At 73.7% G+C, this 15224-nt stretch carries 11 protein-coding genes and 1 tRNA gene; 8 read left to right on the forward strand and 4 right to left on the reverse strand.

The features are described 5' to 3' along the window. Nucleotides 1-437: 437 nt before the first annotated feature. The 3 genes from cysS to ACFYWQ_RS32125 all read left to right on the forward strand — a co-directional run bounded on the left by cysS (nt 438) and on the right by ACFYWQ_RS32125 (nt 4888). Complete coding sequence (gene cysS / locus ACFYWQ_RS32115; RefSeq protein ID WP_389521288.1) at nt 438-1838, forward strand: cysteine--tRNA ligase; 1401 nt, start codon at nt 438-440, stop codon at nt 1836-1838. A 98-nt stretch (nt 1839-1936) separates the two neighbouring features. Continuing rightward, nucleotides 1937-2878 (forward strand): 23S rRNA (guanosine(2251)-2'-O)-methyltransferase RlmB, encoded by a 942-nt coding sequence (gene rlmB, locus ACFYWQ_RS32120; protein WP_389521290.1) that lies wholly within the window; start codon nt 1937-1939, stop codon nt 2876-2878. Between the two features lie 123 nt (nt 2879-3001). Beyond that, a complete protein-coding gene (locus tag ACFYWQ_RS32125; protein ID WP_389521612.1) occupies nt 3002-4888 on the forward strand; it encodes a DoxX family membrane protein in 1887 nt (628 codons plus the stop codon). Between the two features lie 77 nt (nt 4889-4965). Here ACFYWQ_RS32125 and ACFYWQ_RS32130 read toward each other — a convergent pair whose 3' ends face one another. The 3 genes from ACFYWQ_RS32130 to ACFYWQ_RS32140 form a co-directional block, all read right to left on the reverse strand. Beyond that, nucleotides 4966-5697: an NDP-sugar synthase gene (locus tag ACFYWQ_RS32130; protein ID WP_389521292.1), complete on the reverse strand. Its 732-nt coding sequence runs from the start codon at nt 5695-5697 to the stop codon at nt 4966-4968. A gap of 488 nt (nt 5698-6185) precedes the next feature. Continuing rightward, complete coding sequence (locus ACFYWQ_RS32135; protein ID WP_389521613.1) at nt 6186-6644, reverse strand: hypothetical protein; 459 nt, start codon at nt 6642-6644, stop codon at nt 6186-6188. A 220-nt stretch (nt 6645-6864) separates the two neighbouring features. After that, nucleotides 6865-7953, reverse strand: coding sequence for an ABC transporter ATP-binding protein (locus tag ACFYWQ_RS32140; protein ID WP_389521294.1), 1089 nt, complete (start codon nt 7951-7953; stop codon nt 6865-6867). 206 nt (nt 7954-8159) lie between these two features. On the opposite strand from ACFYWQ_RS32140, the gene ACFYWQ_RS32145 reads away from it, so the two are divergent. Continuing rightward, nucleotides 8160-8232, forward strand: a tRNA-Thr gene (locus tag ACFYWQ_RS32145). Nucleotides 8233-8309: 77 nt separating this feature from the next. Here ACFYWQ_RS32145 and ACFYWQ_RS32150 read toward each other — a convergent pair. Then, nucleotides 8310-9575 (reverse strand): HEAT repeat domain-containing protein, encoded by a 1266-nt coding sequence (locus ACFYWQ_RS32150; RefSeq protein ID WP_389521296.1) that lies wholly within the window; start codon nt 9573-9575, stop codon nt 8310-8312. A gap of 288 nt (nt 9576-9863) precedes the next feature. On the opposite strand from ACFYWQ_RS32150, the gene ACFYWQ_RS32155 reads away from it, so the two are divergent. The 4 genes from ACFYWQ_RS32155 to ACFYWQ_RS32170 all read left to right on the forward strand — a co-directional run bounded on the left by ACFYWQ_RS32155 (nt 9864) and on the right by ACFYWQ_RS32170 (nt 15185). Continuing rightward, on the forward strand, nt 9864-10433 hold the full coding sequence (locus ACFYWQ_RS32155) for a hypothetical protein (RefSeq protein WP_389521297.1): 570 nt from the start codon (nt 9864-9866) through the stop codon (nt 10431-10433). A gap of 14 nt (nt 10434-10447) precedes the next feature. After that, nucleotides 10448-12439, forward strand: a complete 1992-nt coding sequence (locus ACFYWQ_RS32160) for a GMC oxidoreductase (RefSeq protein ID WP_389521298.1) — start codon at nt 10448-10450, stop codon at nt 12437-12439. Further along, nucleotides 12436-13638: a ferritin-like domain-containing protein gene (locus ACFYWQ_RS32165; RefSeq protein ID WP_389521300.1), complete on the forward strand. Its 1203-nt coding sequence runs from the start codon at nt 12436-12438 to the stop codon at nt 13636-13638. The genes ACFYWQ_RS32160 and ACFYWQ_RS32165 overlap by 4 nt, the downstream gene beginning before the upstream one ends. A 143-nt stretch (nt 13639-13781) precedes the next feature. Further along, the gene (locus tag ACFYWQ_RS32170; RefSeq protein ID WP_389521302.1) at nt 13782-15185 is read left to right on the forward strand and encodes an NAD(P)/FAD-dependent oxidoreductase; all 1404 of its coding nucleotides are present in this window, start codon (nt 13782-13784) and stop codon (nt 15183-15185) included. The last annotated feature ends 39 nt before the right edge of the window (nt 15186-15224 follow it).

Raw genomic sequence — 15224 nt, forward strand, 5'->3', positions numbered from 1 at the left:
TGACAGTCGATGCTGCGGGCCAGCTGACAGCCGGTGCCGCGGACCCGCTGACAGCCGATGCCACGCGCCTGCTGACGGTCGGCGGCTCGGAGCCGCTGACGGCCGGCGGCGGCCACCCGCGGGCAGCCAGTGGCGGGCACCCGTCGGCAGCCAGTGGCAGGCACCCGTCGGCAGCCGGCGGCGGCCGATCGTCGGTGCGTGCCGCGCCGCGGGCGAAGTGCCGCGGCACGCCACGCACCTGCTGACGGTCGGTGGCTCGGACCCGCTGACGGCCGGCGGCGGCCACCGGCGGGCAGCCAGTGGCAGGCACCCGCCGACAGCCGGCGGCGGCCGATCGTCGGCGCGTGCCGCGCCGCGGGCGAAGTGCCGCGGCACGAATGTGCGGCCTTCGGGCGGAAGGGCGCGGGGCACCGCCCCACGCCCACTACCCTGGAGTGGTGACGATTCGCCTGTACGACACCAGCGCCCGGCAGATCCGTGACTTCACCCCGCTCACGCCGGGTTGTGTCTCGATCTACCTGTGTGGTGCCACCGTGCAGGCCGCCCCGCACATCGGGCACATCCGCTCGGGCCTCAACTTCGACATCATGCGCCGCTGGTTCGCCCACCGCGGCTACGACGTCACGTTCGTCCGCAACGTCACCGACATCGACGACAAGATCATCAGCAAGTCCCACGAGCAGGGCCGCCCCTGGTGGTCCATCGGGTACGAGAACGAGCGGGCGTTCAACGACGGCTACCAGGCGCTCGGCTGCCTCCCGCCGACGTACGAGCCGCGGGCCACCGGACACGTGCCCGAGATGATCGAGATGATGCGCGGTCTCATCGAGCGGGGCCACGCCTACGAGGCCGACGGCAACGTCTACTTCGACGTGCGCTCCTTCCCGGAGTACCTCCGGCTGTCCAACCAGGAGCTGGACAACCTGCTCCAGCCCTCCGGCGACGGCGAGACCGGCAAACGGGACCCCCGCGACTTCGCGATGTGGAAGGCGGCCAAGCCCGGCGAGCCGAGCTGGGAGACCCCGTGGGGCCGCGGCCGGCCCGGCTGGCACCTGGAGTGCTCGGCGATGGCGCACAAGTACCTGGGCAGCGTCTTCGACATCCACGGCGGCGGCCTCGACCTGATCTTCCCGCACCACGAGAACGAGATCGCCCAGGCCAAGGGCTACGGCGACGACTTCGCCCGGTACTGGGTGCACAACGCCTGGGTCACCATGCGCGGCGAGAAGATGTCCAAGTCGCTGGGCAACTCGGTGCTGGTGTCCGAGATGGTCAAGCAGTGGCGGCCCATCGTGCTCCGGTACTACCTGGGCACGCCCCACTACCGCTCGATGATCGAGTACAGCGTGGAGTCGCTGCGCGATGCCGAGTCGGCGTTCGCGCGGATCGAGGGCTTCGTGCAGCGCGTCGTGGAGAAGGCCGGGGGAGTCGTCGAGCCGTCCGCCGACGTACCGCCCGCCTTCGCCGAGGCGATGGACGACGACCTGGGCGTCCCGCAGGCGCTCGCCGTCGTGCACACCACCGTCCGGCAGGGCAACAGCGCGTTGGCCGCCGACGACAAGGAAGCCGCCGTGGCCCGCCTCGCCGAGGTCCGCGCCATGCTCGGCGTCCTCGGCCTGGACCCCCTCGACCCGCACTGGGCCGGGGAGGACGACCGGGGCGAGGACCTGCACGGCGTCGTCGACAGCCTCGTACGCCTCGTCCTCGACCAGCGGGAGGCGGCGCGGGCCCGCAAGGACTGGGCGACCGCGGACGCCATCCGCGACCAGCTCAACCAGTCGGGACTCGTCATCGAGGACAGCGCGCAGGGACCGCGCTGGTCGCTCGGCCCGCGCTGAGCGAAACTGATCGATTCTTGATCGATTGTGCCGCCCGGGTGTCCGGGCGGCACACTGCATTACGTACGCACACACACCGCACGACAGACGGGTAGGTCATGGCAGCCAACAACCGCCGCATGTCCGGCAAGAAGGGCGCGCAGGTCGGCAGCGGCGGCCAGCGACGCCGGGGCCTGGAGGGCAAGGGCCCGACCCCGCCCGCCGAGATGCGCAAGGGACACAAAAAGAACCGCCTCGCCACCGCCAAGGCGAAGCAGGTCGCACGCCGCCCCGCGCCGCGCGGCCGCGGCGGCAGGTCGGCGTCCGAGCTGGTCGTCGGCCGCAACCCGGTCGTCGAGGCGCTGCGCGAGGGCGTGCCCGCGTCCACGCTCTACGTCCAGCAGTTCATCGACAACGACGAGCGGGTCCGCGAGGCGCTGCAACTCGCGGCCGAGCGCGGCGGCATCAACCTCATGGAGGCGCCGCGCCCCGAGCTGGACCGCATGACCAACGGCCTCAACCACCAGGGCCTGGTCCTCCAGGTGCCGCCCTACGAGTACGCCCACCCCGAGGACCTCCTCGACGCGGCCGCCGACGAGGGCGAGGACCCGCTGCTCGTCGCTCTCGACGGGGTGACCGACCCGCGCAACCTCGGTGCCGTCGTCCGGTCCGTCTCCGCCTTCGGCGGCCATGGCGTCGTGGTGCCCGAGCGCCGCGCGGCCGGGATGACGGCCGGCGCCTGGAAGACCTCCGCGGGCACCGCGGCCCGCACCCCGGTCGCCCGCGCCACCAACCTCACCCGCGCCCTGGAGGCCTACAAGAAGGCCGGCGTCGTGGTCGTCGGTCTCGCGGCCGACGGTGAGTCGGAGATCGGTGAACTGGCGGCCCTGGAGGGGCCGGTCGTCATCGTCGTCGGCAGCGAGGGCAAGGGACTGTCCCGACTGGTCGGCGAGACCTGCGACTTCCGGGCGCGGATCCCGATGCCGGGCGGCGCGGAGTCGCTCAACGCCGGTGTGGCCGCGGGCATCGTGCTGTACGAGGCGGCGCGCCGCAGGAGCTGAACGCCTGTCCGCCGGATCACCCGAACGGGTTAATTCCGGCGTGCGGGACATCCTTGACGGGGTCCGGACAGATCCGGCGGATCGCGGCAGTGTCCTAATCACACGTCACTCGGTTAGATGAGTGTGGACACCAGAACACCCCGCACACCCACGGGGGACCGCTCGTCGGGATTCGACGACGCTCCCGCGCTGAGCATGGTGAAGGTGCCGAGCGATCCGGCGCAGATCATCGTCAGTCACGCGAGCTTCCGCGTGCAGTTGGGCGCGTCGGCACGGCGCGGCCAATCCCCGCGGATCGCCCGGCACCTGAGCGCCACCCAGGACACCGCGCGCATCCCCGTCGTCGGGGCGGCGGGCAGAACGGGCACGGCGGCCCCGGCCGCTCCGGCTGCCGGGGCCCGCCGCCGGCCCGTCGTCTGGAGCGGCAGGTCGGCCCCGGACGACACCGGCGCGCACCGTCTCCTCCAGGCCGTGCGGGCGGGCAGCGTCGGCCACGGCGACGCGCCCGCCGATGCCGGCGCCACCCAGGTCATCCCCCGCGTCGGCGAGGGCTATGACGGCGACCTCACCGCGCAGACCCTCCAGACCCCGGTGGTCGGCCCCCCGCGCGCGCCCGGCGCCGGCGAACAGCGGATCCTGCCGCAGATGCGCACCGTGGGCAGCGCCTACGACGAGACCGCCTACGACGAGACCGGATACGGCGAGACCGCCTACGACGAGACCGGATACGGCGCCCCCGACTACGGCGAGGCCGGATACGACCAGCCCGGCCGGGGCAGGCCCGGACACGGCCGATCCGGTCACGGCCGTTCGGGCCACGGCCGGCCCGGTCATGGTCGGTCCGGTCACGGCCGGTCCGGTCACGCCGACAGCGGCTTCGAGGCCGACGGCTTCGGCGGCGACGGCTTCGAGGGCGACGGTCTCGAGGACTTCGTCGAAGCCGTCGCGGCGCAGGCCGGGCCACGGTCCCGGCGGCACGCCGAGGACCCCGCCCGGCACGCCTACTTCCCGGACCGCCGGCTGAACCTCGGCGTGGTCCTGCTCCCGCTGCGCGTCCTGCTCGGCTTCATCTCCGTCTACGCCGGCATGGGCAAGCTGTGCGACCCCGTCTACTTCGACGGCGGCGAGCGCGGCTCCATGGTGAAGTGGCTGAACACCCTGCACCCGTGGGAGGTCGCCGAGCCGCTGCGCCAGTTCGCCCTGCACCACCCGGTCGGCTCCGGACTGGTCATCGCCTTCCTCCAGGTCGTCGTGGGCGTCCTCACGGTCCTGGGCTGCTGGCAGCGGGTCGCCGCCGTCGGCGGCGCGACGCTCTCCGCCGCGCTCCTCGTCACCGTCAGCTGGAAGACCGTCCCGGTCTACGAGACCCCCGACATCATCTACCTCGCCGCCTGGTCGCCGCTGATCATCGCCGGCGCCCCCGTCTACTCCATCGACGGCCGGCTCGCCGGCAGCGCCTGGCGCCGGCTGGGCCCGCGCGCCGACCTGTGGGAGCTGCGCCGCTACGTCCTGCGCCGCGGCGCCCTCGTCACCACGATCGTCGTCGGACTCACCCTGCTCGTGGGGTCCCTGCTCGGCGGTGCCGTCCGGGACGCCGACCGGGTGGTCGTGCCCGGCCCGGGCGAGGCCCCGCGCAACGAGCTGCCCGGTTCCCCGCTTCCCGAGGAGTCCGACCCGCAGCAGCGGCCCGGCGAGCAGCCGTCCGCGTCCACCGCGCCCCCCCAGGACGACGCCACCACGGAGGCGCCGACGCAGGACGAGGAGTCCGCTCCGGGCGCCACCCGGGACACGGAGAGCGCCACCACCGGCGCGCCCAGCCAGACCCAGGGCACCGGCGGTGAGGCCCCGCCGCAGGTGTCCACCCCCGTCGAGCAGGCGCCCAGCACCAGCTCCGGGCCCACCTCCGGCGGATCCACCGGCTCCGGCGGCGGCTCGACCGGCAGCTCCGAGGACGGCGGTTCCCCCGCCTCCGGCCGGCCCGGCCTGGTGGGCGGCCTCCTCGGCGGCTAGGTGTAGTGATCACGACGACGGGGTCCCGCTCGTTCTCACGCGGGACCCCGTCGTCGTGACCGTTGCGGGCGACTCGGTCAGCGGCCGAGCGCCGCCAGTTCCCTCGCGGCCTCCGTGAGGTCCTTCGCGGTGTCGATCGCGCGCCAGTAGGCGCCCTGCGGGATCGGGAAGCCGGCCAGGCGGTGTTCACGGGCCAGGTGCGGGAACGTGGTGCGCTCGTGGTCGCCGCGCTCGGGGAGCAGGTCGGCGAACTGGGGGGAGAAGACGTAGACGCCCGCGTTGATCTCGTACGTCGTGGGCGGGGCCTCGATGAAGTCGGTGATGTGGCCGAAGCCGTCCGTCTGCACGGCGCCCCACGGGATGCGCGGCCGGGCCAGCGCGAGGGTCGCGACGGCGTCGCGCTCGGTGTGGAAGTCCGCCATGTCGCGCAGCGAGAAGCGGGTCCAGATGTCGCCGTTGGTGGCGTACCAGGGCCGGTCGGGGTGGGGCAGGCGGGCGGCCGCGTACTTCAGGCCGCCGCCGCGGCCGAGGGGCTCGCTCTCGACGACCGTGGTGACCTTCACGGGGAGATCGGCGGAGTCCAGCCAGGTCTCCAGAACGTCGGCGAGGTGGCCGCAGGAGACGACGACGTCCGTCACACCCTCCTCGGCGAGCCAGCCGAGCTGGTGCCCGATGATCGGCGTTCCCGTCCCCGGGATCTCGACCATCGGCTTGGGCCGGTCGTCGGTGTAGGGGCGCAGCCGGGACCCTTGGCCACCGGCCAGGACGACGGCTTGCGTGGGGCGGGACGCGGCGTGCGGATGGGTCATGCCCGCACTGTACGCGGCACCCTTTCGGGCGCGTGCGGGTCCCCCGGACGGCCGCACGGCGCGCCCGGGGCGGGCTGGACGGGGCAGGTGGCCGGCGCGGGTGCGGTACCGGCGGCCGACGCGGGTGCGGTACCGGCGGCGGTGCTCGGCCGTGCGTCCGGGGTGGCCCCCCGTTCGCCGGCCGAGCGGCGGGCCAGAGCCTCGGCGCCTCCCGGGCCAGGGACCCTCTGACCGGGGAACCCGGGCCAGGGGAACCGCTGCCCTCAGGCCGGGCAGCTGATGCCCCGGTCCGGAGCGCCGCGGTCCCGGCCCGGAGCGTTGAGCGAGGGGTCCCTGGCGTCGCGCGAGCCAGGGCTCCTGGCTCGCGCGTACCGGCCAGGACCCGGCGGTGCACAAGTGGTGCACAGGTGAGGATCCCGGCCCCCCAGGCCGGCAGCAGAGGTGCCGATGTCCCGGCCGGGGGGGCGGGCTCGTCCGCGCAGGGGTGGCTAGCTGTGGGCCGCCAGGACGCCCGAGGCGAAGGAGGTGTCGCAGACGGGGCGGGAGTAGGACTGGGCGCGGGAGGGGCCGTAGACGCGTACGGCGGCGCGGCCCAGGGCGCGGGCGATGTCGGCGCAGTGCTTCGCGAGGGACGGCTTGCCGTTCACCGCTGCCTGGAGGTGGGTCAGGGCGACGCCCGGGTCCTTCTCGTGCAGCTCGGCCAGCAGCCGGTCGCGCAGGACGTCCTGCGGGGCCTTGGCGGCGCCCTGCGCGGCGCGGTGCCCGGTGGAGACGTCGGCGGCGGTGAGCACCGAGTCGGAGGAGGGGTTCCCCGTCCAGTTGACCCGGGTGACCGCGAGGGTCCCCGAGAGCACCATGACGACGGGCAGGACGAGGGCGAGGGAGCGGCCGATCCGCCGGGCGGGGCCCCGGCCGCGTCGCGTCTGTGGGGTGCTGGAGTGCTTCACGGAGTGCTTCACGCGTGTGAGGGTAGCGCGGGGTAACGGTGTGGCGACGTCGCGTCACCCGGTCGGGGGATGAGGCGGTGCCTCTTTCTGGGTAAGGGGTTGACGCGCGCTGGCGGAATCACCCGGTGTGCGGGGGCTTCGACCACGACGAGAAGGGCCCCGCGGCGGTCCGCGGGGCCCTTCTCGTCGTCGAACCGGGGGTTCACCCCGTGGTGTGTCCTCAGTCGGAGAGGCGCGCGCCCGTGGAGGTCGAGAACACGTGGGTCTCGCCCGCGCGCGGGACGACGTGCAGCGTGCTGCCCTTCTCCGGGACGTCACGGCCGCCGACGCGGACGACCAGGTCCTTGTTCTCGCCGCCGACCTGGGCGGTGCCGTAGACGAACGCGTCGGAGCCGAGCTCCTCGACCACGTTCACGGTGACCGCGACACCCTGGTCGGAGTCGGCGCCGGCCACGTCGAAGTGCTCGGGGCGGACACCGACGGTGACCGTCTTGTCGGTGGCGGCGGAGAGCGCGTCACGCTGCACCGGCACCACCGAGTTGCCGAACTTCACGCCGCCGTCGGTGATCGGGACCTCGACGAGGTTCATCGCCGGGGAGCCGATGAAGCCGGCCACGAAGAGGTTCGCGGGGCGGTCGTACATGTTGCGCGGGGTGTCGACCTGCTGGAGCAGACCGTCCTTGAGGACCGCCACGCGGTCGCCCATCGTCAGGGCCTCGACCTGGTCGTGGGTGACGTAGACGGTGGTGATGCCGAGGCGGCGCTGGAGCGAGGCGATCTGCGTACGCGTCGACACGCGGAGCTTGGCGTCGAGGTTGGACAGCGGCTCGTCCATGAGGAAGACCTGCGGCTCACGCACGATGGCGCGGCCCATCGCGACACGCTGGCGCTGACCGCCGGAGAGGGCCTTCGGCTTGCGGTCCAGGTACTCGGTGAGGTCGAGGATCTTCGCGGCCTCCTCGACCTTCTGCCGGATCTCCGCCTTGTTGACGCCGGCGATCTTGAGCGCGAAGCCCATGTTGTCGGCGACCGTCATGTGCGGGTAGAGCGCGTAGTTCTGGAACACCATGGCGATGTCCCGGTCCTTGGGCGGCAGGTGGGTGACGTCGCGGTCGCCGATGCGGATGGCGCCGCCGTTGACGTCCTCGAGACCGGCGAGCATCCGGAGCGAGGTGGACTTGCCGCAGCCGGACGGGCCGACCAGGACGAGGAACTCGCCGTCCGCGATCTCGATGTCGAGCGCGTCGACGGCGGGCTTGGTGGAACCCGGGTAAACGCGGGTCGCCTTGTCGAACGTGACAGTGGCCATGGTGATGGGCCCCCTTCTACCGGCAGGAACGTGCCGGACGATCCGTTGTAGGAAGGTGGTTGGTGTAGTCCACACGGGTGAACTGGTTCAGGACCGTACCTGGCGTTCGCCTGATCTGTCAGTACCCGGGGCGATGTGAACTTCGCGGAAATTTTCGACGGGGCACCCCCGTGGGCTGGGTACACTGCACGGGCACCTGTGTGCACGCCTCCTTAGCTCAGCTGGTAGAGCACCGCTCTTGTAAAGCGAAGGTCGTCGGTTCGAGTCCGACAGGGGGCTCTGGGTCTGTGGCCGTCCCGCCCGGTCGGGGTGGGCGCGGTAGAACGCGCGTGTGCCGCGTGCTCCGGGCGGCACGTCTAGATGCGCAGCATTCCGGTGAACGGGCCGTGGCCCACGCCCTCCTCCGTGATCGCCAGCCAGCCGTGGCCGCGCAGGGGGGTGTGCTCGCCGACACCGGTCGGGTCGAGGGAGAGTTCGCGGGCGGCGACGTCGACGCTGGAGGCCAGGGTGGCGTTCGGGGCGTGGTCGTCGTCGGGGTCGTAGTCCGGGTCCTCGCTGAGGGGCTCCTCCCAGTCCAGGGGGTCGCCCTGCCATTCCGGTTCGCCGTAGCGGCAGTAGCCGCGGCGCATCGTTCCGTCGAGGGCGAGGAGCCAGATCATCGAGTCGCTGTGGTCGTCCTGGAGGAAGTACTGGGCCTGGCCGCACGCCGCGCTGATCCGGCGGAGGAGGGCCTCGACGTCCCAGTGCATCTCCCACAGCGGGGTGTCGGCGTAGACCAGCCGCCAGCCGTCCAGTTCCGGTGTGACGAACACGCGGTACGCCGTGTGCTTCGTGCCGTCGGGGGCCGTGACGACCGCCGTGTCGTCCGCCATGGCGGACAGTCCCATCGAGACCGTGCAGGGCCGTCTGTCGTGCAGCCCCATGGCCTCGAAGAGGCCCTCGTACGTCGCGCCGGGGACGGCCAGCCAGCGGTGCTCGGGCAGGCCCTGCGGGGTGTCCTGGGCCGACTTGACGCGGACGAGCCGCTCCAGGGCGCGCAGGTCCCGCTCGTCGAGCGCGGCCTCGCCGCCGATGAGGGCCAGGGCGCCCAGCGCGTGCCGGCGCAGCCGGGCGGGGCCCGTGCGGCGGATGCCGCGCAGCTCGGGGCCCGCCTGCCGGCCGATGGCCCGGATCGTCCTCTCGGCCTTGTAGCGCGTGAAGCTGTCCCGGTCGTTCAGGAACGGCAGGACGTCCGCGACGGCGCCGGCGGCGGCCTCGCCGAGGTTCTCCAGGCCGCCCAGCGCCTGCTGCCGTATCTCCTTCATGGGGTGCGACAGCGCGGCCAGGTACTGGGGGAGGCACCGCTCGTCGAAGCCGCGCAGCACATGGCCCAGCTCCCACCACTCGGGCACCTTCTCGGCCCGGGCGCGGGCCGCCACCGCGGCGTCGAAGGCGGGCGGGCCGATCAGGCGCAGGGCGTCCCGCAGTCCCCACGTCGCCTGCCGGCTCGCCGTGCCCAGCGCGGCGACCAGACCGGGTGCGGCGTCGGCGCCCGGCTCGGCCAGACGGCGGACGATCCGCGCCGTCAGTTCCTTGTCGTGTCCGGCCTGTTCCAGTTCCGCGAGCAGTGCACCTTGATCCATGCGGCCGACGATAGCCGGAGCCTGTGACAGTCCCTTCGAGGGAGGTCCGTCGCCCGTCCGTGCGACCGGGGGAGGCGTCCGGTGGCCATCTGTTCACCTGGCGCCGCCCGGACGGCGGGTTTGCCGCCGGGGTGTCTGCTCCGGGTGGGTGAAGTGCGGTGGGGGCGCGTGCGCCCCCGGGGCGGCGCATCCGTGCACGTCGTGGCGGTCGCCCGGTGTTCCCGCAGGTCGGGGGGAGGAGGTGCCGTCGCGGTTATTTGTGTCGGTTTCGTGGCGATTGAGGGGGTTATGACGAGTCAAGGGCTCCAGGGCGTCCCGCGCCCCGCACCCCAGCAGATCTTCACCGACCTCTCCGTCGCCCTCACCGGCTTCGACCGGGCCGAGCTGGCCGGCACCGGTCTGATCGGCACCTACTACGACACCCTGCTGCGGATCATCGGCGAGCCGGAGACGGGCCGGCTGCTGTGGGCCGCCGCCGAGGCCCTGGAGACGGACCGGAGGAACGGCGGACGCGGGGCGCTGGAGGCGGAGGTGATCGACAGCCCGCGCTTCGGCCCGGTCGCGGTCAGCCTGATCAAGCTCTGGTACCTCGGCGTCTGGTACCCGCTCGCCCGTGGCCACCGCGACGCCGACGGCACGACGGCGGGTGACACCGACGGCACGACCGCGGGTGACACGAACGACACGGCGGCGGGCGATGCGAACGGCGCGTCCGCGCGCGACGTCGAGCACGTCGTCTCCGCGCAGGGCTACCGCGAGGGACTCGTCTGGGCCGCCGCCGGAACGCACCCGATGGGCGCCAAGGCGCCCGGCTTCGGCTCGTGGGCCGAACCCCCCTACCTGCCCCCGGTCCTGTGACTTCGGAGACGAGCATGAGCAGCGAGCACTTCGACCTGGTGATCGTCGGCGGCGGCATCGCGGCGGCCACGGTCGCCAGGACGGTCGTCGAGCGGGCCGCGGAACGCACCCCGCCCCGGCACCCCCGCGTCCTGGTCCTGGAGGCCGGCCGGGCCACGGCCATGAGCGCCGACACGTACGACACGTACGTCGAGGCCTACCACGAGGCGCTGGAGAAGGTCCCCAACTCGCCCTACCGGGCGAGCGCTTCGGCGCCGCAGCCGGACGTGCGGGACATCCGCAGGCCGGTCATGGACGGCAAGCGGACCAAGGCGCCCGCCGACCAGGGGTACTTCGTGCAGATGGGTCCGCTCCCCTTCGGCAGCGACTACGTCCGCACCCTCGGCGGCGGCAGCCTGCGCTGGACGGGCACCTGCCTGCGGATGCTGCCCCAGGACTTCCGGACGTACTCGACGTACCGGCGGGGCGTCGACTGGCCGCTCACCTACGAGGAGCTGAAGCCGTACTACGAGCGGGCCGAGTGGGACGTCATCGGCGTCGCCGCGGACGTCGCCGACCAGCGCTACCCCGGCTTCGCTGCCGACCCCGCCGCGTTCTTCGCGGCCGCCGACACCAAGAGGTTCCCGGACGGCGTCTACGGCTTCCCGATGGAGCGCATCCCCTCCAGCCACCTCGACCAGTACCTCGCCAAGCTCGCCGACGGCATGACCGTCGAGCTGACGGGCCGGGACGGCACCGTCCACGCCTTCACCCTGAGGATCACCAACACCCCGGTCGCCCGCAACTCCACCCCGGCCCTCCCGTCGTACGAGGTCGTCGGGGCCGTCGGCGACGCCGGGCGGGGGCAGCGCTGCGAGGGCAACTCCAGCTGCGTCCCGATCTGCCCCGCGCAGGCCAAGTACAACGCGCTCAAGACCCTGCACCGGCTGGTCGTCCACCACCCCGACCGCGACCCGGGGGACGGGCGGCGGGCCCGGGCGCGGGTCGCGGTGCGCAGCCGGTGCGTCGTCACGGAGGTCCTGCACACCCAGCGGCCGGGCGAGACCGGCACGGTCACCGGGCTGCGCTACAAGAGGTACTACGACAACGGCACCGCGCCGACGGACCACACGGTGACCGCCGACACGTACGTCCTGGCCGCCAACGCCGTCGAGAACGCCACCCTGCTGCTCGCCTCGGGCGCCGGCAACAACAGCGACCAGGTCGGCCGCAACCTGATGGACCATCCGCTGCTGCTCACCTGGGGGCTGCTCCAGGACGACGCCGGCGCGTTCCGGGGGCCGGCGTCGACCTCCGGCATCCCCGCCTTCCGCGACGGCACCTTCCGCAAGGAGCGCACCGCCTTCCGCGCCGAGATCGGCAACTGGGGCTGGAGCGACCCGGAGAACGCGCCGTACTCCACCGTCCACGACCTGGTCGGCGGCGGCAGGGACGGCAGGGCCCGGCTCCACGGCAAGGACCTGCGCCGGAGGATCGGCGAGATCCTGCCCCGGCAGGTGCGGATCGCCTGGCAGCTGGAACAGGACCCGGAGCCCGCCAACCGGGTCTCGGTGGACGACCGTTACCGGGACGCGCTGGGCAAGCACCGGCCGGTGATCCACTACGGGCTCTCCGCGTACGTGCGCTCCTCCCTGCCGTGGGCGGCGGAGGCCGGCCGGCAGCTGTTCCGGCGGCTCGGCATCGCCGAGACGCAGCGGCGGCCGCTGTACGAGGCCGGCGACTTCACCCACTACGACCCGCGCGACGCGTCGGCCGTCGAGTACGACGGCGTGACCTACTGGGTGCGCGGCGCGGGCCACGCCGTGGGCACCCACCGGATGGGCGACGACCCGCAGTCCTCCGTCGTCGACACCCATCAGCACAGCCACGACCTGGACAACCTCTACGTCGTCGGCTGCGGCAGCATGCCGACGCTGGGCACCTCCGACCCGACGCTCACCATGACCGCGCTGGCCATCCGCACCGGCGACCGGATCGCCGGGGAACTGAAAGGAGGGGGCAGGTGACCGAGCCGACCCCGATCGCGAGGCCGACCGAGCTGAAGGCCGCGCTCCAGCTGGCCGTCGGCCTCCGCCTCGGCACCGTCCCCGTCCACCTCACCGCCCTCTGCTCCGTCCGGGACGGCCGCAACACCGAAGCCGCGCGGGTCGTCCGCGGCGCGGTCATGCGGGAGATGCTCCACATGACGCTCGCGGCGAACGTCCTCAACGCCCTGGGCGGGACACCGAGCCCCGAACCGGTCGCCTTCCAGGGCCACGAGCACCTGAGCCCGCTGCCGTCCGGCTTCCCGACGGACAGCCCCGTGGTCCCCGGCCTCGGGACGCTGGAGCTGCTGCCGCTCTCCCCGCGGGCCGTGGACGCCCTGGTCCGCATCGCCCGCCCGCCGCACAGCGCGCCCTCCTCCTCCGCCGCTACGGGAGAGGGCGGGCGCGGCCACCGCACGGTCGGCGCGTTCCACGACGCGATCGCGACGGCCCTGGCGGACCCGGAGATCTGCCCGGACGCGATGTTCCGGCACCGCCGCCAGGTGCCGGACACCCAGTTCTACGGCGGCGGCGCCGGGCGGGTGGTCGAGGTGCACGACCGGGCCTCCGCGCTGAAGGCGATCAGGACCGTCGTGGACGGGGACGCGTGCCCGCCCCCGCAGGCCCCGGAGGTCTTCCACGCCCCGGAGCGCGAGCCGGAACACGCCCCGGAACACGCCCCGGAGCGCGAGCCGGAGCGCGAGCCGGGACGGGCCGCCGCCGAGGACGGGCGCCGTTCCGGCCGGTGGACGTCCTCGTCCTACGCCCGTCTGCGCGAGCTCCAGGCCGGCCGCCGCTTCCTCCCCGGGCAGTCGCCCGACGAGGAGCCCGAGGGCGCGCCCGTGCTGGTCGACTACGGCGCCGTCCACCCGGCGGAGCACCTGCCGGGCACCGGCGACACCGCGGACGGCGGCCCCGAGACCGCGGCGCTGGTCGAGTTCGACCTGGCGTACTCGCTGCTCGTCGACGGCCTGTACCGCGCGTTCGCGGGCGAGCCGCGGGCGCTGACGACGGCCGTCCACGGCATGCACGAGCTGAGGCACCGGGCGGTCTCCCTGATGCGCACCCCGAACCCGGCGGACCCCGCGCACACCCTCTGCCCCGGCTTCTCCTACCTGCCCCCCGGCGACCGCGAGAAGGCGGCCCGACAGGCACGGGAGCTGCGACAGCGGAACTGGTAGCCCGGTGCCTGCGGGGGCCGCACCGGCGCGCCCGGAAGCTCGCGGCCGGTGCCTGCGCGCCCGTCGGCCCGGCCGCCCCCACCTGCGGGAAAACCACGAAATCCGAAGGGGACAGCCGCTGTCCGGGCGGGTAGCGTCCGGGCATGAGCTCGATGAGCGGTGTCGTGAACGGCGGGGTCTCCTTCTGGTACGCGGACGACGGCTTCCCCGCGGTGCGGGAGCCGCTGGCCGGTGACGCCGACGCGGACGTGGTGATCGTCGGTGGCGGCTACACGGGCCTGTGGAGCGCGTACTACCTGAAGAAGACGGCGCCGTCCCTGCGGATCACCGTTCTGGAACAGCGGTTCTGCGGCTACGGCGCCTCCGGGCGCAACGGCGGCTGGCTGTACAACGGCATCGCGGGCCGCGACCGGTACGCGGAACTGCACGGGCGGGAGGCCGCCGTACGGCTCCAGCGGGCGATGAACGACACGGTCGCCGAGGTCGTCCGGGTGGCCGGCGAGGAGGGCATCGAGGCCGACGTCCACCGGGGCGGTGTGCTCGAGGTGGCGCGTACGCCGGCCCAACTGGCCCGGCTGCGGGACTTCCACGCGCACGAGCTGGCGTTCGGCGAGAAGGACCGCGAGCTGTACGGGGCGCGGGAGACCGCGGAGCGGATCCGGGTGGCCGGCGCGGTCGGCTCGACGTGGACGCCGCACGGCGCGCGGGTGCACCCCGTGAAACTGGTCAAGGGGCTGGCGGCGGTCGTCGAGGCGCTCGGGGTGACGATCCACGAGACGACCCCGGTGACCGGGATCCGGCCCCGGCAGGCCGTCACGCCGTACGGCACCGTGCGCGCTCCGTACGTGCTGCGCTGCACGGAGGGGTTCACCGCGTCGCTGAAGGGCCAGAAGCGCACCTGGCTGCCCATGAACTCCTCGATGATCGCCACCGAGCCGCTGAGCGACGGGCAGTGGGAGGCGGTGGGCTGGACGGGCCGGGAGACCCTCGGGGACATGGCGCACGCGTACATGTACGCGCAGCGCACCGCCGACGGACGGATCGCGCTGGGCGGGCGCGGGGTGCCGTACCGCTTCGGCTCGCGGACCGACAGCGACGGGCGGACGCAGGGGCCGACGGTGGCGGCGCTGCGGGAGATCCTGACCGGCTTCTTCCCGGCCCTCGCCGGGGTGCGCGTCGCGCACGCCTGGTCGGGGGTGCTGGGTGTGCCCCGCGACTGGTGCGCGACGGTCACCCTGGACCGTTCGACCGGTCTGGGCTGGGCGGGCGGCTACGTCGGCTCCGGCGTCGCCACCGCCAACCTCGCCGGCCGCACGCTGTGCGATCTGGTCCGGCTCGACTCCGGGCAGGGCGGCCCGACCGCGCTGACCGGCCTGCCGTGGGTCGGCCACCAGGTCCGCAGGTGGGAGCCGGAGCCGCTGCGCTGGCTCGGCGTGCAGGGCATGTACGCCACCTACCGGGCGGCGGACCGGCGGGAGACCGCCCGGCACAGCGCGGGCTCGTCCCGGCTGGCGCGGGTCGCGGACCGGGTGGCGGGCCGGCACTGACCCCGCGGCGCCTGCTTACCCCGCGGCGCCTGCTTACCC

It is taken from the genome of Streptomyces sp. NPDC003247 (assembly GCF_042888135.1).
Lineage (GTDB): Bacteria > Actinomycetota > Actinomycetes > Streptomycetales > Streptomycetaceae > Streptomyces.

Bases quoted from the DNA above. Each gene is read 5' to 3' on its own strand.
- rlmB (WP_389521290.1), top strand. From the start codon at position 1,937: ATGGCAGCCAACAACCGCCGCATGTCCGGCAAGAAGGGCGCGCAGGTC.
- ACFYWQ_RS32130 (WP_389521292.1), bottom strand. From the start codon at position 5,697: ATGACCCATCCGCACGCCGCGTCCCGCCCCACGCAAGCCGTCGTCCTG.
- ACFYWQ_RS32140 (WP_389521294.1), bottom strand. From the start codon at position 7,953: ATGGCCACTGTCACGTTCGACAAGGCGACCCGCGTTTACCCGGGTTCC.
- ACFYWQ_RS32150 (WP_389521296.1), bottom strand. From the start codon at position 9,575: ATGGATCAAGGTGCACTGCTCGCGGAACTGGAACAGGCCGGACACGAC.
- ACFYWQ_RS32155 (WP_389521297.1), top strand. From the start codon at position 9,864: ATGACGAGTCAAGGGCTCCAGGGCGTCCCGCGCCCCGCACCCCAGCAG.
- ACFYWQ_RS32160 (WP_389521298.1), top strand. From the start codon at position 10,448: ATGAGCAGCGAGCACTTCGACCTGGTGATCGTCGGCGGCGGCATCGCG.
- ACFYWQ_RS32170 (WP_389521302.1), top strand. From the start codon at position 13,782: ATGAGCTCGATGAGCGGTGTCGTGAACGGCGGGGTCTCCTTCTGGTAC.